This is a genomic window from Burkholderia sp. AU19243 (genome assembly GCF_018148075.1).
GTDB lineage: Bacteria > Pseudomonadota > Gammaproteobacteria > Burkholderiales > Burkholderiaceae > Burkholderia > Burkholderia latens_A.
On sequence record NZ_JAGSTV010000003.1, the window covers coordinates 79,609 to 102,089 of the forward strand.

The 22,481-nt window shown below is 67.6% G+C and carries 19 protein-coding genes; 13 read left to right on the forward strand and 6 right to left on the reverse strand.

What is annotated here, in order from left to right; all coding sequences use genetic code 11:
• The first annotated feature begins 87 nt into the window (after window positions 1–87).
• From miaB to lnt, 7 genes are all read left to right on the forward strand, one after another.
• Entirely contained in the window at window positions 88–1,461 is a 1,374-nt protein-coding gene (gene miaB / locus KDW55_RS06590; protein ID WP_040141856.1) for a tRNA (N6-isopentenyl adenosine(37)-C2)-methylthiotransferase MiaB, read from the forward strand.
• 32 nt (window positions 1,462–1,493) lie between these two features.
• Window positions 1,494–2,540 (forward strand): PhoH family protein, encoded by a 1,047-nt coding sequence (locus KDW55_RS06595; protein ID WP_040141857.1) that lies wholly within the window; start codon window positions 1,494–1,496, stop codon window positions 2,538–2,540.
• A gap of 168 nt (window positions 2,541–2,708) precedes the next feature.
• Complete coding sequence (ybeY, locus tag KDW55_RS06600) at window positions 2,709–3,485, forward strand: rRNA maturation RNase YbeY (protein ID WP_212197903.1); 777 nt, start codon at window positions 2,709–2,711, stop codon at window positions 3,483–3,485.
• A 14-nt stretch (window positions 3,486–3,499) separates the two neighbouring features.
• A complete protein-coding gene (locus KDW55_RS06605) occupies window positions 3,500–4,132 on the forward strand; it encodes a gamma-glutamylcyclotransferase (RefSeq protein ID WP_212197904.1) in 633 nt (210 codons plus the stop codon).
• Between the two features lie 67 nt (window positions 4,133–4,199).
• Window positions 4,200–4,349, forward strand: a complete 150-nt coding sequence (locus KDW55_RS06610) for a hypothetical protein (protein WP_167432647.1) — start codon at window positions 4,200–4,202, stop codon at window positions 4,347–4,349.
• Between the two features lie 323 nt (window positions 4,350–4,672).
• Entirely contained in the window at window positions 4,673–5,560 is an 888-nt protein-coding gene (locus KDW55_RS06615; RefSeq protein WP_040141864.1) for a transporter associated domain-containing protein, read from the forward strand.
• 52 nt (window positions 5,561–5,612) lie between these two features.
• Entirely contained in the window at window positions 5,613–7,274 is a 1,662-nt protein-coding gene (gene lnt / locus KDW55_RS06620; protein ID WP_209821088.1) for an apolipoprotein N-acyltransferase, read from the forward strand.
• Between the two features lie 76 nt (window positions 7,275–7,350).
• Here the strand turns inward: lnt and KDW55_RS06625 are convergent, their stop codons facing one another.
• Window positions 7,351–8,979, reverse strand: a complete 1,629-nt coding sequence (locus KDW55_RS06625) for a tetratricopeptide repeat protein (protein ID WP_209824597.1) — start codon at window positions 8,977–8,979, stop codon at window positions 7,351–7,353.
• Window positions 8,980–9,344: 365 nt separating this feature from the next.
• Between KDW55_RS06625 and glyQ the strand changes: the two genes are divergently transcribed.
• The 5 genes from glyQ to KDW55_RS06650 are packed head-to-tail and all read left to right on the forward strand — an operon-like array spanning window position 9,345 to window position 14,811.
• A complete protein-coding gene (glyQ, locus tag KDW55_RS06630) occupies window positions 9,345–10,349 on the forward strand; it encodes a glycine--tRNA ligase subunit alpha (RefSeq protein ID WP_080294533.1) in 1,005 nt (334 codons plus the stop codon).
• A 22-nt stretch (window positions 10,350–10,371) separates the two neighbouring features.
• On the forward strand, window positions 10,372–12,471 hold the full coding sequence (gene glyS, locus KDW55_RS06635; protein WP_059548668.1) for a glycine--tRNA ligase subunit beta: 2,100 nt from the start codon (window positions 10,372–10,374) through the stop codon (window positions 12,469–12,471).
• 10 nt (window positions 12,472–12,481) lie between these two features.
• Window positions 12,482–13,045 (forward strand): D-glycero-beta-D-manno-heptose 1,7-bisphosphate 7-phosphatase, encoded by a 564-nt coding sequence (gene gmhB / locus KDW55_RS06640; RefSeq protein ID WP_040141874.1) that lies wholly within the window; start codon window positions 12,482–12,484, stop codon window positions 13,043–13,045.
• A 43-nt stretch (window positions 13,046–13,088) separates the two neighbouring features.
• The gene (locus KDW55_RS06645; protein WP_040141876.1) at window positions 13,089–13,853 is read left to right on the forward strand and encodes a lysophospholipid acyltransferase family protein; all 765 of its coding nucleotides are present in this window, start codon (window positions 13,089–13,091) and stop codon (window positions 13,851–13,853) included.
• Window positions 13,854–13,899: 46 nt separating this feature from the next.
• Entirely contained in the window at window positions 13,900–14,811 is a 912-nt protein-coding gene (locus tag KDW55_RS06650) for a SprT family zinc-dependent metalloprotease (RefSeq protein WP_212197905.1), read from the forward strand.
• Window positions 14,812–14,918: 107 nt separating this feature from the next.
• Here KDW55_RS06650 and gloA read toward each other — a convergent pair whose 3' ends face one another.
• Window positions 14,919–15,308 carry a lactoylglutathione lyase gene (gloA, locus tag KDW55_RS06655; RefSeq protein WP_040141877.1) on the reverse strand — a complete coding sequence of 130 codons (390 nt, stop codon included), beginning with the start codon at window positions 15,306–15,308 and terminating at the stop codon, window positions 14,919–14,921.
• A gap of 347 nt (window positions 15,309–15,655) precedes the next feature.
• Here gloA and KDW55_RS06660 point away from each other — a divergent pair, with 347 nt between their 5' ends.
• On the forward strand, window positions 15,656–16,588 hold the full coding sequence (locus tag KDW55_RS06660; RefSeq protein WP_212197906.1) for a DMT family transporter: 933 nt from the start codon (window positions 15,656–15,658) through the stop codon (window positions 16,586–16,588).
• 121 nt (window positions 16,589–16,709) lie between these two features.
• On the opposite strand, the gene rsmA is transcribed toward KDW55_RS06660, so the two are convergent.
• The 4 genes from rsmA to KDW55_RS06680 are packed head-to-tail and all read right to left on the reverse strand — an operon-like array spanning window position 16,710 to window position 22,368.
• Window positions 16,710–17,540 (reverse strand): 16S rRNA (adenine(1518)-N(6)/adenine(1519)-N(6))-dimethyltransferase RsmA, encoded by an 831-nt coding sequence (gene rsmA, locus KDW55_RS06665; protein ID WP_040141881.1) that lies wholly within the window; start codon window positions 17,538–17,540, stop codon window positions 16,710–16,712.
• Between the two features lie 55 nt (window positions 17,541–17,595).
• Window positions 17,596–18,585: a 4-hydroxythreonine-4-phosphate dehydrogenase PdxA gene (gene pdxA / locus KDW55_RS06670; protein WP_212160867.1), complete on the reverse strand. Its 990-nt coding sequence runs from the start codon at window positions 18,583–18,585 to the stop codon at window positions 17,596–17,598.
• 11 nt (window positions 18,586–18,596) lie between these two features.
• Entirely contained in the window at window positions 18,597–19,955 is a 1,359-nt protein-coding gene (locus KDW55_RS06675; protein WP_040141885.1) for a peptidylprolyl isomerase, read from the reverse strand.
• 52 nt (window positions 19,956–20,007) lie between these two features.
• On the reverse strand, window positions 20,008–22,368 hold the full coding sequence (locus KDW55_RS06680) for an LPS-assembly protein LptD (RefSeq protein ID WP_212160866.1): 2,361 nt from the start codon (window positions 22,366–22,368) through the stop codon (window positions 20,008–20,010).
• Between the last annotated feature and the right edge of the window lie 113 nt (window positions 22,369–22,481).

Below are 22,481 nucleotides of genomic sequence, written 5' to 3' on the forward strand. Positions count from 1 at the left end.
CGGGCCCGCACCGCTGCACCGGCAGCAGCCGTCCCGATTCACCTTTGACGACGCCCCCAGGTCAACCACTGCGAACGGCGAATCCCCATGACGAAAAAAGTTTACGTAAAGACCTTCGGCTGCCAGATGAACGAGTACGACTCGGACAAGATGGTGGACGTGCTCAATGCGGCCGAAGGCCTCGAAAAGACCGACACTCCGGAAGACGCGGACATCATCCTGTTCAACACGTGCTCGGTGCGTGAAAAGGCGCAGGAGAAGGTGTTCTCCGACCTCGGCCGCGTGCGCGAGCTGAAGGAAGCGAAACCGGGGCTGCTGATCGGCGTCGGCGGCTGCGTCGCGAGCCAGGAAGGCGCGTCGATCGTGTCGCGCGCGCCGTACGTCGACCTCGTGTTCGGCCCGCAGACGCTGCACCGCCTGCCGCAGATGATCGACGCGCGCCGCGCCAGCGGCCGCGCGCAGGTCGACATCACGTTCCCCGAGATCGAGAAGTTCGACCACCTGCCGCCCGCGCGCGTCGAGGGGCCGAGCGCGTTCGTGTCGATCATGGAAGGCTGCTCGAAGTACTGCAGCTACTGCGTCGTGCCGTACACGCGCGGCGATGAAGTATCGCGTCCGCTCGACGACGTGCTGACCGAAGTGGCCGGCCTCGCCGACCAGGGCGTGCGCGAAGTCACGCTGCTCGGCCAGAACGTGAACGCCTACCGCGGCGCGCTGACGGCCGGCTCGTCCGACATCGCCGATTTCGCGACGCTGATCGAATACGTCGCCGACATCCCGGGCATCGAGCGGATCCGCTACACGACGTCGCACCCGAAGGAATTCACGCAGCGCCTGATCGACACGTACGCGAAGGTGCCGAAGCTCGTGAGCCACCTGCACCTGCCGGTCCAGCACGGCTCCGACCGTATCCTGATGGCGATGAAGCGCGGCTACACGGTGCTCGAATACAAGTCGGTGATCCGCAAGCTGCGCGCGATCCGCCCCGACCTGTCGCTGTCGACCGACATGATCGTCGGCTTCCCCGGCGAAACCGAGGAGGATTTCGACAAGATGATGGCGCTCGTGCACGAGATGAGCTACGACACCAGCTTCTCGTTCATCTACAGCCCGCGCCCCGGCACGCCGGCCGCGAACCTGCACGACGACACGCCGCGCGAAGTGAAGCTCAAACGCCTGCAACATCTGCAGGCGACGATCGAGGAAAACGTCGCGCGCATCAGCCAGTCGATGGTCGGGAAAGTCGAGCGGATCCTCGTCGAGGGCCCGTCGCGCAAGGACCCGAACGAACTGTCCGGCCGCACCGAGAACAACCGGGTCGTGAATTTCCCGGCGCCGCTCGCGTCGCACCCGCGCCTGATCGGCCAGATGATCGACGTGAAGATCAACCATGCGTACCCGCACTCGCTGCGCGGCGAGCTGCTGCTCGTCAGCGACGACGCGAGCACGGTCACCCACTGACGACTGACGCTGAACAGGAGCCCGACGCTACTTTGAAGACCGTCCAAGCACTGGAATTCACCGCGCCGCGCGACGACAACGCGCGCCTTGCCAACCTCTGCGGCCCGCTCGACGAGAATCTGCGGCAGATCGAACAGGCGCTCGACGTCACGCTCGCGCGGCGCGGCCACCGGATCGCGATCCGCGGGCGCGGCGCGAAACTGGCACTCGCCGCGCTCGAAAACTTCTACAACCGCGCGCGCGATCCGCTGTCGGTCGACGATATCCAGCTTGCGCTGGTCGAAGTGCGTCACACCGCCGGCAACGGCCGTCAGGACGCGCTCGACGTGCGTTTCCGCGGCGACCCCGATCATCCGTTCGACGAACCGGTCGCGCAGCTCGACGACGCAGGCCCCGACGAGGAGCCGGCGCCGAAGCTTTACACGCGGCGGGCCGACCTGCGCGGCCGCACGCCCGCGCAGCGCGAATACCTGAAACAGATCCTGTCGCATGACGTGACGTTCGGCATCGGGCCGGCTGGCACCGGCAAGACCTACCTCGCGGTCGCATGCGCGGTCGACGCGCTCGAGCGCGACCAGGTCAAGCGGATCGTGCTGACGCGCCCGGCCGTCGAGGCCGGCGAGCGGCTCGGCTTTCTGCCGGGCGACCTCGCGCAGAAGGTCGATCCTTATTTGCGGCCGCTGTACGACGCGCTGTACGACCTGCTGGGCTTCGACAAGACCGCGAAGATGTTCGAGCGCCAGATGATCGAAATCGCGCCGCTCGCGTACATGCGCGGCCGCACGCTGAATCATGCGTTCATCATCCTCGACGAGGCGCAGAACACGACGCCCGAGCAGATGAAGATGTTCCTCACGCGGATCGGCTTCGGCTCGAAAGCCGTCGTCACCGGCGACACGAGCCAGGTCGACCTGCCGCGCGGACACAAGAGCGGGCTCGTCGAGGCGCAGCAGGTGCTGGGCGGCGTGCGCGGCATCGCGCTCACGCGCTTCACGAGCGCGGACGTCGTGCGCCATCCGCTCGTCGCGCGCATCGTCGAAGCGTACGACGACTTTCACGCGCAGCACAAGGACGCGTGACCCCGCACGCCTGAGCCGCATGCAGCGCCGCGCGCGCCGCAGCGTCCGAAGGCCCGGCCCGCCCGACGGCGCGCCGGGCTTTTTATCGGCCGCGCGCGGCCCGGTCCGAATTCGGGCGCGATCGGCTGTTTGGTGTATCCTCAACGCGTTCCAATCGCCGTACCGGTCATGAAATCTTCCCGTTCTCGCAAGTCGGGGCGCGCGCAGTCCGCCGCGCCCCAATCTCCCCGTCTTTCGCTGTTCGATGCGAAGGGCAAGGCCCGGACCGTCAACGCGCAGGGGCTGCGAATCGACTTCCCGGACGGCCGCAGCCTGATGTTCGACCTGTCGGGCAGCTCGGGCGACGCAGCCGTCGCGATCGTCGCGCAGCACAACGATCCGGCGCTGCGCGCGAAGCTCGCGCTGCAACCCGAGCACTACGACAGCGTGACGCTCCACGTCGGCGCCGAACCCGCGCCGCGCGACGAGGAATTGGAGGAAGGGCTGCGCGAACTGGAGCTCGACCTGTCGGTGCAGTATGGCGACGAGATCACGGCCGACGTGCGCAAGACGCTGCCGAAGCGCAAGCTGATCGCCGAATGGATCGAGCCCGCGCTGTTCGCCAGCGCGCAGATCACGGTGCGCTTCGTCGGCGAGGAGGAAGGCCGCACGCTGAACGCCGGCTACCGCCACAAGGACTACCCGACCAACGTGCTGACGTTCGCGTACGACCCTGCGCCGGACGGCACCGTGATCGGCGACCTCGTGCTGTGCTGCCCGGTCGTCGAGAAGGAAGCACACGAACAGGGCAAGCCGCTCACGGCCCATTACGCGCACCTGCTGGTGCACGGCGCGCTGCACGCGCAGGGCTACGATCACGAAACGAGCGACGAGGACGCGGCCGAAATGGAAACGCTCGAAGTCGACATTCTGGCGAAGCTGGGCTTCCCGAACCCGTACCAATAAACGTTGTCCGTTCCATGCCCCACGCCGCGATGCAGCCGCCCGCCTACCCGCCGTCAATCGGCGACGGACGGCTGCTGACCGAAGACGAGCTCGCGGCGTCGCTCGCGCACACGATGCGCGACTGGGACGGCCGGCAGGATCTCTGGCTGTTCGGCTATGGGTCGCTGATCTGGAATCCGGGGCTGCCGACCGTCGCCGCGGTGCGCGGCAAGGTGCACGGGTATCATCGCGGGCTCTACCTGTGGTCGCGCGTGAACCGCGGCACGCCGGAACGCCCGGGCCTCGTGCTCGCGCTCGATCGCGGCGGTTCGTGCTCAGGCATCGCGTTCCGGCTCGCGGGACCGACCGCGCAGCCGCATCTCGAGACGCTGTGGAAGCGCGAGATGCCGATGGGCTCGTACCGGCCTGCGTGGCTGCCGTGCACGCTCGAAACCGGCGAACGCGTGACCGCGCTCGCATTCGTGATGCGGCGCGACGCACCGACCTACACCGGCAAGCTGCCCGACCCCGTCGTGAAGGAAGTATTCAGCAGCGCTGCCGGCCGCTACGGCACGACGCTCGATTACGTGAGCCGCACCGTCGATGCACTGCGCGCGAGCGGGATCCCCGATCGCGCGCTGGAAGCGCTGCTCGCGCGCTGCCGGTGACGCGCGGCACACACGCTTGCGCGACGCGGGCCACCGCGCCGCGGCGTTCGGAGGAGAACCGTTACTCATGAAACCGTCACTCCGATCGCGCGGTGCGCTGGCTGCGCTGCTCGTCTTCGCGAGCGTCGCGCTGTCCGGCTGCGGGATCTTCGGCTGCGGCGGCGCCGCGACCAACGGCGCGGCCGCCGGCGGCTGCTCGGCCGGCATGCGCTTCTGAATTCCGGAATTTCGGTTGCCCAGCGCGTCTCCGGCCCGCGCGCACACTGGCCGCCCCTCCTGCGCGCGCGCGACCAAATGCCGCTGGGCGCCGGCCGGGCGCCGTTGCGCGCCACTTTTTTGCCACCACTGCCCCGCCGCGCCTTTCTGAGATAGGATGGACCCGACGGACACCGCCGCGCCGCGCGCGGCCGTTCCCGAGCGGGGCCGGAACGCGCCGCGTGCCCTCGGCCGGACGGCGGGGTGACACGGCCGCGCCATGCCCTTGGTGTATCCTTGCCTACTCCGTGACCGCGCGCCCCGGCATGACCCGGGCGCACCACCATGAACGATTCGTATCCCAGTCGTAAGCTCACCGACAAACCGCAAGAAAAGCGCTCGCTGCTCGAGCGCCTGACCGACTTCATCTCGCCCGAGCCGGAATCCCGGACCGAGCTGCTGGAAATTCTCCAGGACGCCCACGAACGCAACCTGATCGACGCCGATTCGCTGTCGATGATCGAGGGCGTGTTCCAGGTGTCCGATCTGTGCGCGCGCGACATCATGGTGCCGCGCGCTCAGATGGACGCGATCAATATCGCCGACAAACCCGAAGACTTCATCCCGTTCGTCCTCGAGAAGGCGCACTCACGCTACCCCGTGTACGAGGAGAACCGCGACAACGTGATCGGCGTGCTGCTCGCGAAAGACCTGCTGCGCTTCTACGCCGAAGAGGAATTCGACGTACGCGGGATGCTGCGCCCGGCCGTGTTCATTCCGGAGTCGAAGCGCCTGAACGTGTTGCTGCACGACTTCCGCGTGAACCGCAACCATCTCGCGATCGTCGTCGACGAATACGGCGGCGTCGCGGGCCTGATCACGATCGAGGACGTGCTCGAACAGATCGTCGGCGACATCGAGGATGAATACGACTTCGACGAGGAAGCCGGCAACATCATCTCGGGGCCCGACGGCCGCTACCGCGTGCGTGCGCTGACCGAGATCGAGCAGTTCAACGAGACGTTCGGCACCGATTTTTCCGACGACGAAGTCGACACGATCGGCGGGCTGATCACCCATCACTTCGGCCGCGTGCCGCACCGCGGCGAGAAGCTGCAGCTCGGCAACCTGGTATTCGAGATCCAGCGCGGCGATGCGCGCCAGGTCCACGTGCTGCTGGTGCGCCGCAACCCGCTCGCGAGCCGCCGCGCCGAAACCTCGCACGAGGATTGATCGTCTCGCGCCGGTCGCGTCTCCCTCAACCGCTCGCCCCCTCTCGCTTCACATGGACGAACCGATTCCGTCCCGCCCGGCTGGCGGTCTTCTCGCGCCGGCGCCCGGCCGCGCGCTGCCGCGCTGGCACTATCCGGCCGCACTGCTCGCGGGCGCGGCCAATACGCTCAGCTTCGCACCGACCCCGCACGGCGGCTGGCTGCAGCTCGTCGTATTCGTCTGGTTTTTCGCGCAGCTGACGCGCACGTCGAGCTGGCGCGGCGCCGCGCTCACCGGCGGCGCGTTCGGCTTCGGCAACTTCATCAGCGGCATCTGGTGGCTTTACATCAGCATGCACGTGTACGGCGAGATGGCCGCGCCGCTCGCCGGCGGCGCGCTGGTGCTGTTCGCGCTGTATCTGTCGCTGTATCCGGCGTTCTCCGCGGGGCTGTGGTCGTTCTGCGCGGGCCACGCGTGGCATCGCCGGGAGCCCGATCCGCGGCCGTTCTCGCCGAGCTGGCACGGCGCATTCGCATTCGCAAGTGCATGGGCCCTTGGCGAATGGCTGCGCGGCACCGTATTCACCGGCTTTCCGTGGCTCGCCAGCGGCTATCCGCAGGTCGACGGCCCGTTCGCCGGCTTCGCGCCGATCGTCGGCGTATACGGAATCGCGTGGGTGCTCGCGCTGTTCGCCGCGCTGGTCGTGCAGGCGCTCGTCGCCGCGCGGCGCGCACCCGCGGTCGAACGCGGCGCCGCCGGCAATGCGCGCGTGCGGACGATCGCGCCGGCCTGCATCGCGGTCGCGCTCGTCGCGGCCGGCGTCGCGCTGTCGCAGGCGACATGGACCGTGCCCGCGAATGCGCCGCTCACGGTGCGGCTTCTGCAGGGCAACGTGAAGCAGGACATCAAGTTCGAGCAGGAAGGCATCGACGCAGCGATCAAGATGTACACGCAGATGATCGTCGAGAAGCCGGCCGACCTGATCGTCACGCCGGAAACCGCGATTGCGGTAATGATCCAGGAGCTTCCCGAGCCGTTCGCCGTCGCGATCCGCAAGTTCAGCGACACGACGGGCTCGGCCGTGCTGTTCGGCGCGGTCGGCGCATCCGTCACGCCCGACGGCCGTTACGTCGATTACACGAACAGCCTGTACGGCGTAACGCCGCACTCGCGCGACATATACCACTACGACAAGCACCACCTCGTGCCCTTCGGCGAATTCATTCCGTGGGGCTTTCGCTGGTTCGTCGACTTGATGAAGATGCCGCTCGGCGATTTCGCGCGCGGCGCGCCGGTGCAGAAGCCGTTCCTCGTGCACAACCAGCCGGTGATGGCCGACATTTGCTACGAGGACTTGTTCGGCGAGGAAATCGCCGCGACGATTCGCGACAATCCGCAGCCGCCCGGCGTGCTCGTCAACGTGACGAACCTCGCGTGGTTCGGCGACACGATCGCGCTCGACCAGCACCTGCAGATCGCGCGGATGCGCGCGCTCGAAACGGGGCGGCCGATGCTGCGTTCCACCAATACAGGGATGACGGCTGCGATCGATGCGCGCGGCCGCGTGCTCGGCCAGCTGAAGCCGTTTACGATCGGCTCGCTCGACGTGCGGATCGAAGGCACAAGCGGCTTCACGCCTTATGTGACGAGCGGCAACAGCGTCGTGCTCGCGATGTCGTTGATCCTGCTCGCATTCGGGTTCGCGTTCGGGCCGGGGTTGCGCCGGCGCGGTTGAATTCCGGAGCGATCGATCGTTTCCGGAGCATTCCCCGCGCGGCTGATGGCGATCGCACTATCCCCGGCGCGGTCGATCATGTCCGCGTTGCAATCAGTCGTCGCAAATCGCCGGTCACCGCGCCCAACACCGCGTCCCAATCGCCGAACCGCGGCTGCCGATACAGCGTCGCGGTCGGATACCACGGGCTGTCCGTGCGTTCGAGCAGCCACGGCCAGTGTGGATTCACGTCGAGCAGCACCCACGTGCGTGCGCCAAGGCCGCCCGCCAGATGCGCGACCGACGTGCACACCGTGATCACCAGGTCCAGCGCGCCGATGAATGCGGCTGTGTCGTCGAAACTGCGCAGTTCCGCGGTGAAGTCCTCGATCGCGAACCCGGCCGCGCGCGCCGCGGCCACGTCCGCGTCCGCGCCAGGCTGCAGCGAATAGAACGCGACGTTGTCGACGCCGCGAAACGCATCGGCATAGCGTTCGAGGCCGACGCGGCGGAACGGATTGCGCTGATGCCCGGCACTGCCCGTCCACACGAGACCGACCTTCAGCCGGCCTTCTCCCGCGAGCCGCGCACGCCACGCGTCACTCAGGGCCGGATCGGCATGCAGGTACGGCACCGACGCGCCGAGCGTCGACGTCTCCATTCCGAGCATCAGCGGCAAGCCAATCAGCGGCACTTCGCAATCGAACCGGGGCAATTCGTCGACACCGCCGCCCGCGCTGAATGCGTCCACGTGCGCGCCGAGGCTGCGCTGCATCAGCACGGCGACCTGCGGAAACGTGTTCCATGCGAGTCGCCCGCCTTCGCGGTGCACACGCTCGGCGAGCGGCGCGACGAAACGCGCGAACTGCAGCACGTCGCCGAGCCCCTGCTCGCCCCACAGGAGCAGTGTCTTGCCCGCGAGCGGCTCGCCGTGCCAGCGCGGCCCGGGCAGCGCCGGCCGGCGGCCGCGCAATTCGCCCGCGCCGTCCCAGCGCGCCTCGTGGCCGCGCCAGCCGGCCGCGTAGTTGCCGCGCACGAGCTGGATGATCGCAAGGTTGAAACGGAACGACGCGTCGTCAGGCGCAAGCTCGCACGCGCGCGCCGCGTAGCGCTCGGCGTCGTCCCAGCGCTGCGCCTCCTTCATCGCCATCGCGATGTTGTTCAGCGCGAGCGCGTTGTCGGGCGCGATCTCCGCGAGCCGCGCCGCACACACGAGTGCGCCGTCGAGGTCCTGCGTCGCGAGGCGCGCGACGACCAGGTTGATCCACGCCTGTACGTCGTGCGGATCGGCGTCGACGGCCGTCTCCAGCAGCGCGATTTCTTCGCTGCGATCGCCGCCCGACAGCCGCAGCGCAATCGCGAGGTTGTTGCGCAGCGACGGCCAGCCCGGATCGAGCGCATGGGCAGCACGGTACGGCGCGATCGCATCGGCATGGCGGCCGAGCATCTGCAACGCGTAGCCGTGATTGAAGCGGGCATCGGCGCCCGGATGCACGCGCGCCGCGCATTCGGCCAGCGCGAGCGCATCGCCCGCGCGCTGCCGCGCGATGAGCGTCGCGGTGAGCTGCGCGAGCGCGGCCATGTCGACCGCATGCAGATGGCCGGCCGCGGCGAGCCACAGCGCGTGCGCAGCGTGTTCGCCGCGCGCGCGTGCATCGGCCGCCTGCCCGAGCAATGCGAGCAGCGGCGGCATCAGCGGAATGAGGAAGTCGTTCGAATCGTCCATGCGGTCCGGAGTGGGCTGGCGGTCGTGCGGCGGCGGTCGCGCGCGCCGCGATACGCGCATCTTAACGCCCGCGCCACGCGACGCGGCAAGCGACTCGACCGGCGCGTCGCGACGCGGCGCCGACGCATGCGACGGGCACGCGACTCGTCGCGCCCAGGCTTCGCAACGGCCGTGCAGCGGCGCGCAGAGGCCGTCCCCATGCCGCCGGCGGCCCGTTCATCCGCGTTCCGGCCGCATCCGGTCGCCGATCCGGTAAAATTGCACGTTTCAGCACACTAACAAGCCGCGCCGCCGCGCGAGCCGACCCTCCGGGCGTTGCCCGGAGCGCCGTCCGCAACGGAGCGCCAGCGCCACGAAGGCTCTTCATGCTTACGTTTCAGCAAATCATCCTGACGCTGCAGTCCTACTGGGACAAGCAGGGTTGCGCTCTGCTCCAGCCCATCGACATGGAAGTCGGTGCGGGCACGTCGCACGTCCACACGTTCCTGCGCGCGGTCGGCCCCGAGCCGTGGCGCGCCGCGTACGTGCAGCCGTCGCGCCGCCCGAAGGACGGCCGCTACGGCGAGAACCCGAACCGCCTGCAGCACTACTATCAGTATCAGGTCGTGCTGAAGCCGGCGCCGGAGAACATCCTCGACCTGTACCTCGGCTCGCTCGAAGCGCTGGGCTTCGACCTGAAGCAGAACGACGTGCGCTTCGTCGAGGACGACTGGGAGAACCCGACGCTCGGCGCGTGGGGCCTCGGCTGGGAAGTGTGGCTGAACGGGATGGAAGTCACGCAGTTCACGTATTTCCAGCAGGTCGGCGGCCTCGACTGCAAGCCGGTGCTCGGCGAGATCACGTACGGCCTCGAGCGCCTCGCGATGTACCTGCAGAAGGTCGAGAACGTGTACGACCTCGTGTGGACCGAGTGGGAGGAGCAAGGCCCGAACGGCCCCGAGCTGCGCCGCCTGTCGTACGGCGATGTGTACCACCAGAACGAGGTCGAGCAGTCGACCTACAACTTCGAGCACGCGAACGTCGACCTGCTGTTCACGTTCTTCAACAGCTACGAAGCGGAAGCGAAGAAGATGATCGACGCGCAGCTCGCGCTGCCCGCATACGAGCTCGTGCTGAAGGCCGGCCATACGTTCAACCTGCTCGACGCGCGCGGCGCGATCTCGGTCACCGAACGTGCGGCGTACATCGGCCGCATTCGCGCGCTGTCGCGTCTCGTCGCGCAGGCTTACTACGACTCGCGCGAGAAGCTCGGCTTCCCGATGCTCGGCAATCCGCCGGGCGTGCCGGGCCTCACCACCGACGCCCAGGACGCCGCGCAGCCGGCATGGGCGCCGCCGCTGAAGGTCGAACGCAAGATCGATCAGGACTGACGAGACGAGACTTATTCCACACATGACGCACAATCATCCCGCCCCCCTGCTCGTCGAACTGCTGACCGAAGAGCTGCCGCCGAAGGCGCTCGCCCGCCTCGGCGACGCATTCGCCGAAGGTCTCGCGCAACGCCTCGCGGCGCGCGACCTCGTCGAAGGCGAACTCGTGTTCGAACGCTATGCGACGCCGCGCCGCCTCGCGGTCGTCGTGCAGAACGTGCGCGCCGTCGCACCCGAAAAACAGGTCCGCGAAAAGGTGCTGCCCGTGTCGGTCGCACTCGACGCCGAAGGCAAGCCGACCGCCCCGCTCGCGAAGAAGCTCGCGGCGCTCGGCCACCCGAACCTGACGATCGCCGATCTCGAGCGCGCGCAGGACGGCAAGGCCGAAGCGTTCTTCGTCAATTACTCGGCGGCCGGCGCGACCCTCGCCGACGGGCTGCAGGCCGCGCTCGACGAGACGCTCGAGAAGCTGCCGATCCCGAAGGTGATGACCTACCAGCGCCCGGACGGCTCCGACGTGAAATTCGTGCGCCCGGTGCACCGCCTGACCGTGCTGCACGACGATCGCGTCGTGCCCGTCACCGCGTTCGGCGTCGATGCCGGCGACACCACGCTCGGCCACCGCTTCCTGTCCGACGGCCTCGTCGCGATCCAGCATGCGCACGCGTATGCGGACACGCTGCGCGACAAGGGCCGCGTGATCGCGCACTTCGCCGATCGCCGCGAAACGATCCGCACGCAGTTGAACGAACATGCGAACGGCGACACCGTCGTGATGCCCGAGGCGCTGCTCGACGAAGTGACGTCGCTGGTCGAATGGCCTGTCGTCTACCCGTGCCGCTTCGAGGACGAATTCCTGCAGGTGCCGCAGGAGTGCCTGATCCTCACGATGCAGACGAATCAGAAGTATTTCGCGCTGACCGACATCGCGGGCAAGCTGCGCTCGCGCTTCCTGATCGTATCGAACATCGAGACGAAGACGCCGGGCGAGATCGTCGAGGGCAACGAGCGCGTCGTGCGTCCGCGTCTTGCCGATGCGAAATTCTTCTTCGAGCAGGACAAGAAGAAGCCGCTCGCCGAGCGCGTACCGTTGCTCGCGAACGTCGTCTATCACAACAAGCTCGGTTCGGCGCTTGCGCGCGTCGAGCGCCTCGAGGCGCTTGCGGGCGAGATCGCCCCGGCGATCGGCGCCGACGCCGCGCATGCGAAGCGCGCCGCGCGCCTTGCGAAGGCCGACCTGCTGACCGACATGGTCGGCGAGTTCCCGGAACTGCAGGGCACGATGGGCACGTACTACGCGCGCCACGACGGCGAGCCCGACGACGTCGCGCTCGCGTGCGCGGAGCACTACCAGCCGCGCTTCTCCGGCGACGCGCTGCCGACCACGCCGGTGTCCACCGCGGTCGCGCTCGCCGACAAGCTCGAGACGATCGTCGGCATCTGGGGCATCGGGCTCGCGCCGACCGGCGAGAAGGATCCATTCGCGCTGCGCCGCCATGCGCTCGGCGTGCTGCGCCTGCTGCTCGAGAAGCAGCTTCCACTCGATCTCGTGTCGCTGCTGCGCACCGCCCATGCACGCTTCGCGGGTGTGCCGGGCGTCGCCGAATCGACCGACGCGATCTTCGCGTTCTTCATGGACCGCCTGCGCGGCCTGTTGCGCGAACGCGGCTACTCGGCCGGCGAAGTCGACGCGGTGCTGAGCCTGAACCCGACGCGCGTCGACGATCTCGTCGCGCGCCTCGATGCGGTGCGCGAGTTTACGCGCCTCGCGGAAGCCGAAGCGCTCGCGGCTGCGAACAAGCGGATCTCGAACATTCTGAAGAAATCCGAAGGCGGCACGAACGGCGCGGTGCAGCCGACGCTGCTCGTCGAGGCGGCCGAAAAGGCGCTGCACGAACAGCTCGCGGCCGTGACGCCGCACGTGCAGTCGCAGCTCGAGGCGCGCGCGTACACGGGCGCGCTGTCGGCGCTGGCCGCATTGCGCGCGCCGGTCGACACGTTCTTCAACGACGTGATGGTCAACGCGGAGGATCCTGCGCTGCGCGCGAACCGTCTCGCGCTGCTGGCCGCGCTGCACCAGCAGATGAATTGCGTCGCCGACATCTCGAAGCTTGCCGCATAAGGGCCGCACGATGCCGATCAGCCCCAACCGCAAGCTCGTCGTCCTCGACCGCGACGGCGTGATCAACGTCGATTCGGATGCGTTCATCAAGTCGCCCGACGAGTGGATCGCGCTGCCGGGCAGCTTCGAGGCGATCGCGCGGCTCAATCACGCAGGCTACCGCGTGGTCGTCGCGACCAACCAGTCCGGCATCGGCCGCGGGCTGTTCGACATGGCCGCGCTCAACGCGATGCACCTGAAGATGCATCGCGCGGCAGCCGCGGTTGGCGCGCGTATCGACGCGGTGTTCTTCTGTCCGCACGTGTCGGAAGATCACTGCGATTGCCGCAAGCCGAAACCCGGCATGATGCAGATGATCGCCGAGCGCTTCGAGATCGAACCGGCGCACACGCCGGTCGTCGGCGATTCGCTGCGCGACCTGCTCGCCGGCGTCGCGGTCGGCTTCCAGCCGCACCTCGTGCTGACCGGCAAGGGCAAGAAGACGCTCGCGGCGGGCAATCTGCCGGACGGCACGAAGGTGCACGACGATCTGCGCGCATTCGCGCTCGATTTCCTTTCACACGAATACGAGTGATGCGACTGCCGCGCGCATCCTCCTTACAGCCAGACCCACGCCGATGCGCTTCGTCCGCTCCCTGTTGCTGCTGATTTACTTCATCCTGTATACGGTGCCGTACGCGACCGCGTGCTTCATCGCGTTCCCGTTCATGCGTCCCGACGCCCGCTACTGGATGGCGGCCGGCTGGTGCAAGTCCACGCTGTGGGTCGTGCGCTGGCTGAACGGTATCCGCTACCGGATCGAAGGGATGGAAAACCTCCCCGACGGCCCGGCCGTGCTGCTGTCGAAGCACCAGTCCGCATGGGAAACGCTCGCGTTTCCGGCGCTGATGCCGAAGCCGCTCTGCTACGTGTTCAAGCGCGAGTTGCTGTACGTGCCGTTCTTCGGCTGGGCGCTTGGCATGCTGCACATGGTCAACATCAACCGCAAGGAAGGCAAGAACGCGTTCGCGTCGGTAATCCGCCAAGGCAAGAAGCGGCTGTCGGAAGGCGCATGGATGATCATGTTCCCGGAAGGCACGCGCACGCCGGTCGGCAAGCAAGGCAAGTACAAGACGGGCGGCGCGCGCTTCGCAATCGAAACCGGCACGCCGGTCGTGCCGATCGCGCACAATGCAGGCCATGTGTGGCCGCGCAATTCGTTTACGAAGTTCCCGGGCGTCGTGACCGTGTCGATCGGCAAGCCGATTCCGGTCGAAGGCAAGACGCCCGACGTATTGAACTCGCAAGTCGAAGCATGGATCGAAGCGGAAATGCGCCGCATCGATCCCGATGCCTATCGGCAGCCGGGCAATGCCGGCGCGCGCGATGCCGCGCGCGTCTGAATCACCCGGATTGCAGCCGTTGCGTACGACGAAAAGAAGCGAACTGATGAAAAAGCGTCCGCGGCCACGGCCTGCCGTCGTGGCCCTCGATCATCGCCAGATGGACCTGCCGCTCTTCGACGGGCCCGCAGCGGCGTCGCCGGCGCCGTCGGCGCCATCGACACCGCCGTCGCCGCCTGAAGCCGCTGCGGCGCCGTCCGTCCCCGCAGCGCCGCTCGATCCGGGCACTGCGCCCGATCGTTCCCGCGTCCGTACGTTCGCCGTCGACAGCCGCGTGCTCGAGTATCGGCTCAAGCGCTCCGCTCGCCGCACGATCGGCTTCACGATCGACGGCAGCGGGCTGTCGATCACCGCGCCGCGCTGGGTCACGCTCGCCGACATCGAAGCGGCGATCGCCGAAAAGCAGCGCTGGATTTTCGCGAAGCTCGCGGAATGGAAGACCCGCACCGAACAGCGCGCGCTGCCGCAGATCGACTGGCGCGACGGCGCGCAACTGCCGTATCTCGGCAAGACGATCACGATCGCGCTCGGCGCGGGTGCCGTCGCGTTCGACGCCGACACGCAACGGCTGTCGCTGCCGCTGCCCGCGCAAGCCGACACGCAGCAGATCAAGGATCGCGTGCAGGGCTGGCTGCAGGGCGAAGCGAAGCGGATTTTCGGCGAACGCCTCGCGGTTTACGCGGAAAGGCTCGGCGTCACGTATTCGATGTACGCGTTGTCGTCGGCCGCAACGCGCTGGGGCAGCTGCTCGAGCGACGGCAAGATCCGGTTGAACTGGCGGCTGATCCACTTCCCGATGTCGATCATCGACTACGTCGTCGCGCACGAGCTGTCGCACCTGCGCGAAATGAACCACAGCCCGGCGTTCTGGCAGACCGTCGAATCGATCTTCCCGGAATTCCGCGAAGCGCGGCATACGCTCAAGCACCACCCGCCCGAATTGCTGCCGTCGCTGTAACGCGATCGGCCGCGCCGGCAAAAACAAACGGGCGATACGGAACCCTCCGCATCGCCCGTTTTTCGTGCCCGCCGCGCATCCATGCGCCCGGGCCGCTCAGCCGGCGCTCAGTGCGTCTTCTTCTGGATGAACTCGATCTTGTAGCCGTCCGGATCCTCGACGAACGCGATCACGGTCGTGCCGTGCTTCATCGGGCCCGCTTCGCGCGTCACCTTGCCGCCTTGCGCCTTGATCTTCTCGCAGGCCGCGTACGCATCGTCGACCTGCACCGCCAGATGGCCGAAGCCGTTGCCGAGATCGTAGGACGGCGTATCCCAGTTATGGGTAAGCTCGATCACGGTGCCCGTGCTTTCCGCTTCATAGCCGACGAACGCGAGCGTGAACTTGCCTTCCGGATAATCCTCGCGGCGCAGCAGCTTCATGCCGAGCAATTCGGTGTAGAACTTGATCGAGCGGTCGAGATCGCCGACTCGCAACATCGTATGCAGCAAACGCATGTGTCGTACTCCTGTGGGGACTTTCCGGAACCGGAAATTCTACCGGAGTCGGGTAGATCTCGCCGTCGGCGGCCCGGTGAGATCCGCGACCGTCCGCGCAACGGCGCCGAAAGCGGCCGCAGGCCGACATCGCCACGCTGAATGCCCCGGCAACTCCGCCGATCGGGTAACATCGTCCCACTTCGCACCAAAAGCGGGCATCCCGTCTGCCGCCGGAGCGCGACCACTTTCCCATTCAGCCACCTCCCTGCCGTGCGAAATCGCCGATTCGAGCGTGCCGGCTGCGCCGTTCAGCCGCCGCTGCCGATGTCCTTAGCTGCCTCCGTCCACGCCGGCGAGGTCCGCCGATGACCGCGCTCGCCGGGTCGCCCGTGCGCCGCGCGCTCGACGCGCGCGCCGTCGGCGTGATGCTGCTGCTGTGTGCGATCTGGGGCTTCCAGCAGGTCGCGATCAAGAGCACGAACGCGGCGATCCCGCCGATGTTCCAGGCCGGACTGCGCTCGGTGATCGCCGCGCTGCTGCTGTGGGGCTGGGCGCGCTCCCGCGGCACGCCGCTGTTTCGCGCCGACGGCACGCTCGGCGCGGGTATCGCAGCAGGCGCGCTGTTCGCGGGCGAGTTCATCTGCGTGTTCTTCGGGCTGACGCTGACGAGCGCGTCGCACATGGCGATCTTCCTGTACACCGCACCGTGCTTCACCGCGCTCGGCCTGCACCTGTTCACGCCCGGCGAACGGCTGCGGCGCGTGCAGTGGGCCGGCGTCGCGCTCGCATTCGCCGGCATCGCGCTCGCGTTCGCGGACGGCTTCCTGAAGCCGCGCGCGCCCGGCGCGTCGCTCCTGGCCGGACTGGCCGGCGACGCGCTCGGGATCCTCGGCGGCGCGATGTGGGCAGCGACGACGGTCGTCGTCCGTTCGACGTCGCTCGCACGCGCGAGTGCGAGCAAGACGCTGTTCTATCAGCTCGCGGTGTCGGCCGTCGTGCTGGTCGCGCTTGCTGCGCTGCTCGGCCAGACGTCGTTCGCGCGGGTCACGCCGATCGCGCTGGCGAGCCTCGCTTATCAGTCCGTGATCGTCGCGTTCGTCAGCTATCTGTCGTGGTTCTGGCTGCTCACGCGCTACACCGCGTCGCGACTGTCCGTGTTCACGTTTCTGTCGCCGCTGTTCGGCGTCGCGTTCGGCGTGCTGCTGCTCGGCGAATCGGTCGGCGGGCGCTTCATGTCGGCGGCCGCGTTGGTGCTCGTCGGGATCGCGCTCGTGAACGCGCCGCAGCAGCGCCGGTGACGTCCGCGTGCCGCGCGCCGGTCTCGGCGAAGCGGGCGAATGCAACGAACACGATCGGCAAAATAAAAAGGCTGCCCGCGAAAGGGCAGCCTCGTGAGCATCGAACCGGCGCGCGCGGCCGCTATTGCGCGGCCTTGCGCACCTTCGCCAGCGCCTGGGCGACGCCGACATATTCGGCGACGCTCACATCCTCCGCGCGGCGCGCGAGATCGAAGCCGAGCCCGTCGAAATCGATCGACTCGCGATAATCGCCGAGCGTGTTGCGCAGCATCTTGCGGCGCTGAGAGAACGCGGCCGTGACGACTTCGCCGAGCAGCACGGGATCCACATCCGGCAGTTCATGCGGCTCGTACGGAATCATCCGCACGATCGCCGAATCGACCTTCGGCGGCGGCTGGAACGATTCCGGCGGTACGTCGAGCATCTTGTCCATTACATAGCGGTACTGCAGCATCACCGACAGCCGCGAGAACGCCTTCGTGCCCGGCTCCGCGACCATCCGCTCGACGACTTCGTTCTGCAGCATGAAATGCTGGTCGATTACCACGCCCGCGAACGTCATCAGATGAAACAGCAGCGGGCTGGAGATGTTGTACGGCAGGTTGCCGACGATGCGCAGCGAAGGCTTGTCGCCAGGCGCCGCGAGCGAGCCGAAGTCGAACGCGAGCGCGTCGCCGGCATGCAGCTCGAGCAGCGCGCCGAAGCGCTGCTGCAGGCGCCCGATCAGGTCGCGGTCGAGCTCGACCGCATGCAGCGGCGACTCCGGCGTTGCAAGACGCGCGATCAGCGGCTCGGTCAGCGCGCCGAGGCCGGGCCCGATCTCGACCATCCGCTGGCCGCGCGCGGGGCCGATCGTCGCGACGATCGAATCGATCACGCCGTGATCGACGAGGAAGTTCTGCCCGAAGCGCTTGCGCGCGAAATGGCCCTGATGCTGTCTGCTGTTCGACATCGACTGAGAAAAACGAAAAAAACGACGAATAAGGTCAGGCTCTCGCCTGCGTGCGTCAGGATGCGCGGCGGTGGCGCGCCATCGTGACGGCCGTGTCCAGCGCGGCAACCATGCTGCCAGGATCCGCGCGACCGGTGCCGGCCAGATCCAGCGCGGTGCCGTGATCGACCGACGTGCGGATGATCGGCAGCCCGAGCGTGACGTTGATGCCCTCGCCGAAGGTTGCATACTTCAGCACGGGCAGGCCCTGATCGTGGAACATCGCGAGCACGCAATCGGCGCCCTCGAGATGGCGCGGCTGAAACAGCGTGTCGGCCGGATACGGGCCGCGCGCGTCGATGCCCTGCGCTTGCGCTTGCGCGAGGGCCGGCGAGATCACGTCGATCTCCTCGCGCCCGAGATAGCCGTTCTCGCCCGCGTGCGGGTTCAGCCCCGTCACGAGGATGCGAGGCGCTGCGAGACCGAAGTCGCGACGCAGGTCACGATCGACGATCGCGAGGGTATCGACGAGCCCGTCGATCGACAGCGCGGCCGATACGTCTTTCAGCGGCAGGTGCGTGGTCGCGAGCGCGACGCGCAGCGGCCGTTCGCCGATGCCCGCGAGCATCATCACGACGCGCGGCGTATGCGTGCGCTCCGCGAGGTATTCGGTATGACCGGTAAACGGCACGCCCGCGTCGTTGATCGTGCTCTTCTGCAACGGCGCGGTAACGATCGCGTCGAACCGTCCGGCCACCGCGCCGTCGATCGCCGCATCGAGCAACCCGAGCACATAGCGGCCGTTGGCCGCGTCGAGCTTGCCCGCCTGCGCGGGCACGGCGAGCGGGTGGTGCTCGACCGACACCGCGCCGCCGCCCGCCAGCACCGCACGGTCGGTGCCGACCGCCGCCGCGCGCGCGTCGAGCAGCGCGGCGTCGCCAAGCACGGTGAAATGCGCGCCCGGCCAGCGCCGCGCTGCATCCTGCAACGCCTGCACGGTCAGTTCCGGGCCGACCCCCGCGGGTTCGCCGGTCGTGATCGCGATCTGCAGCGCGGGTGCCGTCATGCGAAGCTCGCTCAGTTCGCCGGGCCGACGCCGCCGATCTTGTACTGTACGTACGACGAGTCGCGCAGCTCGCGCAGCCAGTCGGCATATGCCTGCTCGGCCTTGCGCTGGCCGATCGCCTGGCGTGCGATATCCATCTGCTGCTGCACCGAGCCTTCGGCCTCGCGGCGCTCCAGCACCTGGATCAGGTGATAGCCGTACTCGGTACGAATCGGCTGGCTGACCTGGCCGTCCTGCAGGTTGTTCATCGCCCGCTCGAATTCGGGCACGGTCTCGCCTGGGCTGATCCAGCCGAGATCGCCGCCCTGCGACGCCGAACCGTCCTGCGAGTACGTGCGCGCGAACTTCGCGAAATCGCCGCCCGCCTCGACCTGCCGGCGGATGTCCTGCAGTTGCTGGCGCGCCTGCCCTTCCGACTTGCCTTCGCCCACGCGCAGCAGGATGTGGCGCACATGCGTCTGGACGATCTTCGGTGCCGCGGCGGTCGCGCCCTGGCTCTGGCGACGGTCGACGAGACGCACGATTTCGAAGCCGTCCGGCACGCGGATCAGCGTCGGATTGACCTGACCCGGACGCAGCTTCGATGCGGCCTCGACGACGTCGGCCGGCAGCGCGCTCGGCGCCTTGAAGCCGAGGTCGCCGCCCTTCTTCGCGTCGTTCGCTTCCGAGTTGTTCTTCGCGAGCTTTTCGAAATCGGCGCCCGACGTCGCCTGCTGCAGCAGCGCTTCGGCCTTCTTCTGTGCGGCTTCGATCTCGGCCTGCGGCGCGTTGGTCGGCGCCTTGATGAAGATGTGCTGGAAGCGCAGGTCCTGCTGTTGCGACGCGTTCGGCCCGCGCTGGCTCGCGATGTAGTTCGCGACCTCGGCGTCCGACACGGTGATCTTGCCGTCGACCTCGCGCTCGCGCAGCTTCGACAGCATCAGCTCGGTGCGCGCGTCGCTCGTGAACACGTTCCAAGGCACGCCCTGCGCGACGATGCGCGCGCGATACTGGTCGAGCGTCATCCCGTTCGCCTGCGCGAGGCGCTGCAGCGTGGCCTGCACGGTCGCGTCATCGATGCGGATCCCGTCGTCTTTTGCCTTCTGCACCTGGATGCGTTCGAGCACCATCTGGTTCAGCACCTGCGCACGCAACTGGTCGGCCGGCGGCACGGGCGCGTTCTGCTGCTGCAGCCGGCGCGAGATCAGGCCGACGCGCTGGTCGAGTTCGCGGCCGGTGATCACGTCGTTGTTGACGACCGCGACGACTTCGTCGGCGAGCTGCGCGCCTTGCGAACCGAGCGCCTGCGCCGCGGCCGGCGCAGCGGCGAGCAGCGCGGCGGACGCGGCGAGGCTGGACACGACTGCCGCGAAACGAAGGGTTTTCTTCATTGCCACTGATACTCCATTGAAATCGTGCTGACCGGTGCAGACAAAGCCGGCGTTACTCGTAGTTGCTGAAGCGGGACATCGGCGGCGGCGGCGGCGGCAACGGCGTGTACCCCGGCACTCCGGCGCGGAATGCGGACACGAGCCCGTTGTCGACCGTCGACAAGCCCTTGAGCGTCAGTTGCATCATGAAGCGCGTCGACGCGTTCTGCTGCCCCGACGTATTGATGCCGTTCGCAAACCGCTGCACCCCGACGCCGAGCGCCCAGCAATCCGCGTCGTATTGTAAGCCGAGCAGACCGTCGACAACCCGGTCGGCTGCCAGGTCGTAGTTGAAGCGGCCGATCGCATACAGGCGGCGCGTGAGCGGCCACTGCGCGGACACCAGGAACTGGTTGATCGGCTGGTTGTCGAGCGTCGTGTTCGTCCGCGTATAGCGATAGCCGACGTTGATCACGCGGCGCTCGCCCGGACTGAACCCGAAACCGATGCTCGACTTCACGAGCTGGTTGTTGTTCTGGTTGTACTGGAACGCCGTCTCCGACATGAAGCCCGAGCCGAGCTTCAGCGCGGCGCCGACGATCAGGTCGGAGTGGCGCGCGAGCACCGCGCTCTGCTTGGTGTCCAGCGTCACGCGCTGGTCGGCGAAATAGTACTGCTGCGCGACCACGAAGCGCGCACGCTCGTCGCCGGTGCGCGGATCGATGAAGCGCGACGTCAGGCCCGCCGTGATCCGGTTAGCATCGGCGATGCGGTCGTTGCCGACGAACGTGTTCGGCTGGTAAATCTCCGCGAGCCCGAAGTCCGACTCCGCGGTGTCGAACAGCGGCGCGTTCGACTGGTCGCGATACGGCGTGTACACGTAGTACAGGCGTGGCTCGAGGGTCTGGATGAAGTCCTGGCCGAACAGGCGCACCGAGCGGTCGAAGATCAGGCCGGAGTCGAAGCTCACGGTCGGGATCGACTCGGTGAAGCGCTTCGGGCTGTTCGGCGTGCTCGGCGACAGGTAGTTCAGATCGTACGATGCGAAGTGGTACTGGACCTTCGGCACGACGAAGTAGCCTGGGCCGTACACGCCGTATGCGATGTACGGATTGAAGACGATCCGGTCGCCTTCGGTCGCATCGGCCGTGGTGATGCGGAACCGCGAATAGTCGGCTTCCGCACCGAAGTCGAAGCCGCCGACGTTGTACTCCGTGTACTTCACGTTCAGCTGCGGCTCGCGGCTGTACGGCGCGATCGAAGGCGGCAGCGTCTGCCAGTGCTGGTAGCGCGCGAGCACCGACCACGGGCCGTTGTTGTACGTGAGGCCGGCCTCCTGCTGGTACAGCGTCTGCGTCCCGTTGACGAACTGGTTCATCGACCCAAGGTCTTCGGGATAGGTGTTGTCCGAGACCTTGTTGTAGTAGACGTAACCGCCGAAACCGCCGCCGAAGTTCTGCTGGTGCTGCCAGTAGATCGCGTAGCGGTTGCGGTGCGCGAGCCGGTCGTCCGGCAGGTAATTGGCCGTAAACGTGCCCGAATACGACGGCGACAGATAACGGAACGTCGCTTCGGTCTGCACGCCGCGCCGCGAGATGATGTGCGGCGTGATCGTCAGGTCGCGATTCGGCGCGATGTTGAAGTAGTACGGCAGCGACAGCTCGAACCCGTTGTTCGAGTTGATCGAGAACGTCGGCGGCAGCAGGCCGCTGCGGCGCTCGCCCGACAGCGGGAACGTCATCCACGGGCTCGCGAAGATCGGCACGCCCTGGAAGAACAGCACGCCGTTGCGTGCAGTGCCTTCGTCGGCGCCCGTATCGAAGTCGAAGCGGCTGCCCTTGATGTACCACGCGGGGTCCGTCGCGCACTGGCATGCGGTGTAGGTGCCGTTGACGAACACCGAGCGCTCGCTGTCGAGCAGGTCGACGCGCTCCGCGCTGCCGGACCCGCCCGTCACGTTGAAGTGGTACTTCGGCGCCGTCATGAAGCCCTGGTTCGCCTCGACCTTCAGGTGCGCCTCGGGGCCCGCGAACGACGTACCGCCGTTGATCACCTTGACCTGGCCGTACGCATCGGCCATGTCGGTATCCTGATCGTAGTGGATCGCGTCGGCCTTCACGACCGCTTCGCCGCGGCGCAGCTCGGCCGAGCCTTTCGCGGCCAGGTCCTGCTCGGCCGTGCCGCTCGTATGGTCGGCGATCACGAAGGCGGCCGGCTTCGCGCCGTCCTTCAGCGGATGATCCTCGAGCTGTGGTGCGAGGCGCAGGTCCCACGGCGAATCGAGCGGCTGCGGTTGCGCGGCCGCGCCCGACAGCTGCGCGTGCGACACGGCCGGCACGAGGCCGGGCACGGCCAGGAGCGCGAGCGCGAGCCGCCGTTTGCGCGGCGCCCCGTCACCGGGGAAGACATTCGGGAATAGCGGTTTGGGCGGCATCTATCGTTTGGCGAATCGCCCCTTGTCAGCCGCATCTGCACGGCACATCCGCGCACGACGGGCCGCACCGTCGAACCGCGACTGCGGCTCTTCGCAAACCGGGGAGGCGATCG

Bases quoted from the DNA above. Each gene is read 5' to 3' on its own strand.
- miaB (WP_040141856.1), top strand. From the start codon at position 88: ATGACGAAAAAAGTTTACGTAAAGACCTTCGGCTGCCAGATGAACGAG.
- KDW55_RS06610 (WP_167432647.1), top strand. From the start codon at position 4,200: ATGAAACCGTCACTCCGATCGCGCGGTGCGCTGGCTGCGCTGCTCGTC.
- KDW55_RS06650 (WP_212197905.1), top strand. From the start codon at position 13,900: ATGAAAAAGCGTCCGCGGCCACGGCCTGCCGTCGTGGCCCTCGATCAT.
- glyS (WP_059548668.1), top strand. From the start codon at position 10,372: ATGACGCACAATCATCCCGCCCCCCTGCTCGTCGAACTGCTGACCGAA.
- pdxA (WP_212160867.1), bottom strand. From the start codon at position 18,585: ATGACGGCACCCGCGCTGCAGATCGCGATCACGACCGGCGAACCCGCG.
- KDW55_RS06615 (WP_040141864.1), top strand. From the start codon at position 4,673: ATGAACGATTCGTATCCCAGTCGTAAGCTCACCGACAAACCGCAAGAA.
- KDW55_RS06645 (WP_040141876.1), top strand. From the start codon at position 13,089: ATGCGCTTCGTCCGCTCCCTGTTGCTGCTGATTTACTTCATCCTGTAT.
- glyQ (WP_080294533.1), top strand. From the start codon at position 9,345: ATGCTTACGTTTCAGCAAATCATCCTGACGCTGCAGTCCTACTGGGAC.
- rsmA (WP_040141881.1), bottom strand. From the start codon at position 17,540: ATGTCGAACAGCAGACAGCATCAGGGCCATTTCGCGCGCAAGCGCTTC.
- KDW55_RS06660 (WP_212197906.1), top strand. From the start codon at position 15,656: ATGACCGCGCTCGCCGGGTCGCCCGTGCGCCGCGCGCTCGACGCGCGC.
- KDW55_RS06625 (WP_209824597.1), bottom strand. From the start codon at position 8,979: ATGGACGATTCGAACGACTTCCTCATTCCGCTGATGCCGCCGCTGCTC.
- lnt (WP_209821088.1), top strand. From the start codon at position 5,613: ATGGACGAACCGATTCCGTCCCGCCCGGCTGGCGGTCTTCTCGCGCCG.
- KDW55_RS06680 (WP_212160866.1), bottom strand. From the start codon at position 22,368: ATGCCGCCCAAACCGCTATTCCCGAATGTCTTCCCCGGTGACGGGGCG.
- gloA (WP_040141877.1), bottom strand. From the start codon at position 15,308: ATGCGTTTGCTGCATACGATGTTGCGAGTCGGCGATCTCGACCGCTCG.
- ybeY (WP_212197903.1), top strand. From the start codon at position 2,709: ATGAAATCTTCCCGTTCTCGCAAGTCGGGGCGCGCGCAGTCCGCCGCG.
- KDW55_RS06605 (WP_212197904.1), top strand. From the start codon at position 3,500: ATGCCCCACGCCGCGATGCAGCCGCCCGCCTACCCGCCGTCAATCGGC.
- KDW55_RS06675 (WP_040141885.1), bottom strand. From the start codon at position 19,955: ATGAAGAAAACCCTTCGTTTCGCGGCAGTCGTGTCCAGCCTCGCCGCG.
- gmhB (WP_040141874.1), top strand. From the start codon at position 12,482: ATGCCGATCAGCCCCAACCGCAAGCTCGTCGTCCTCGACCGCGACGGC.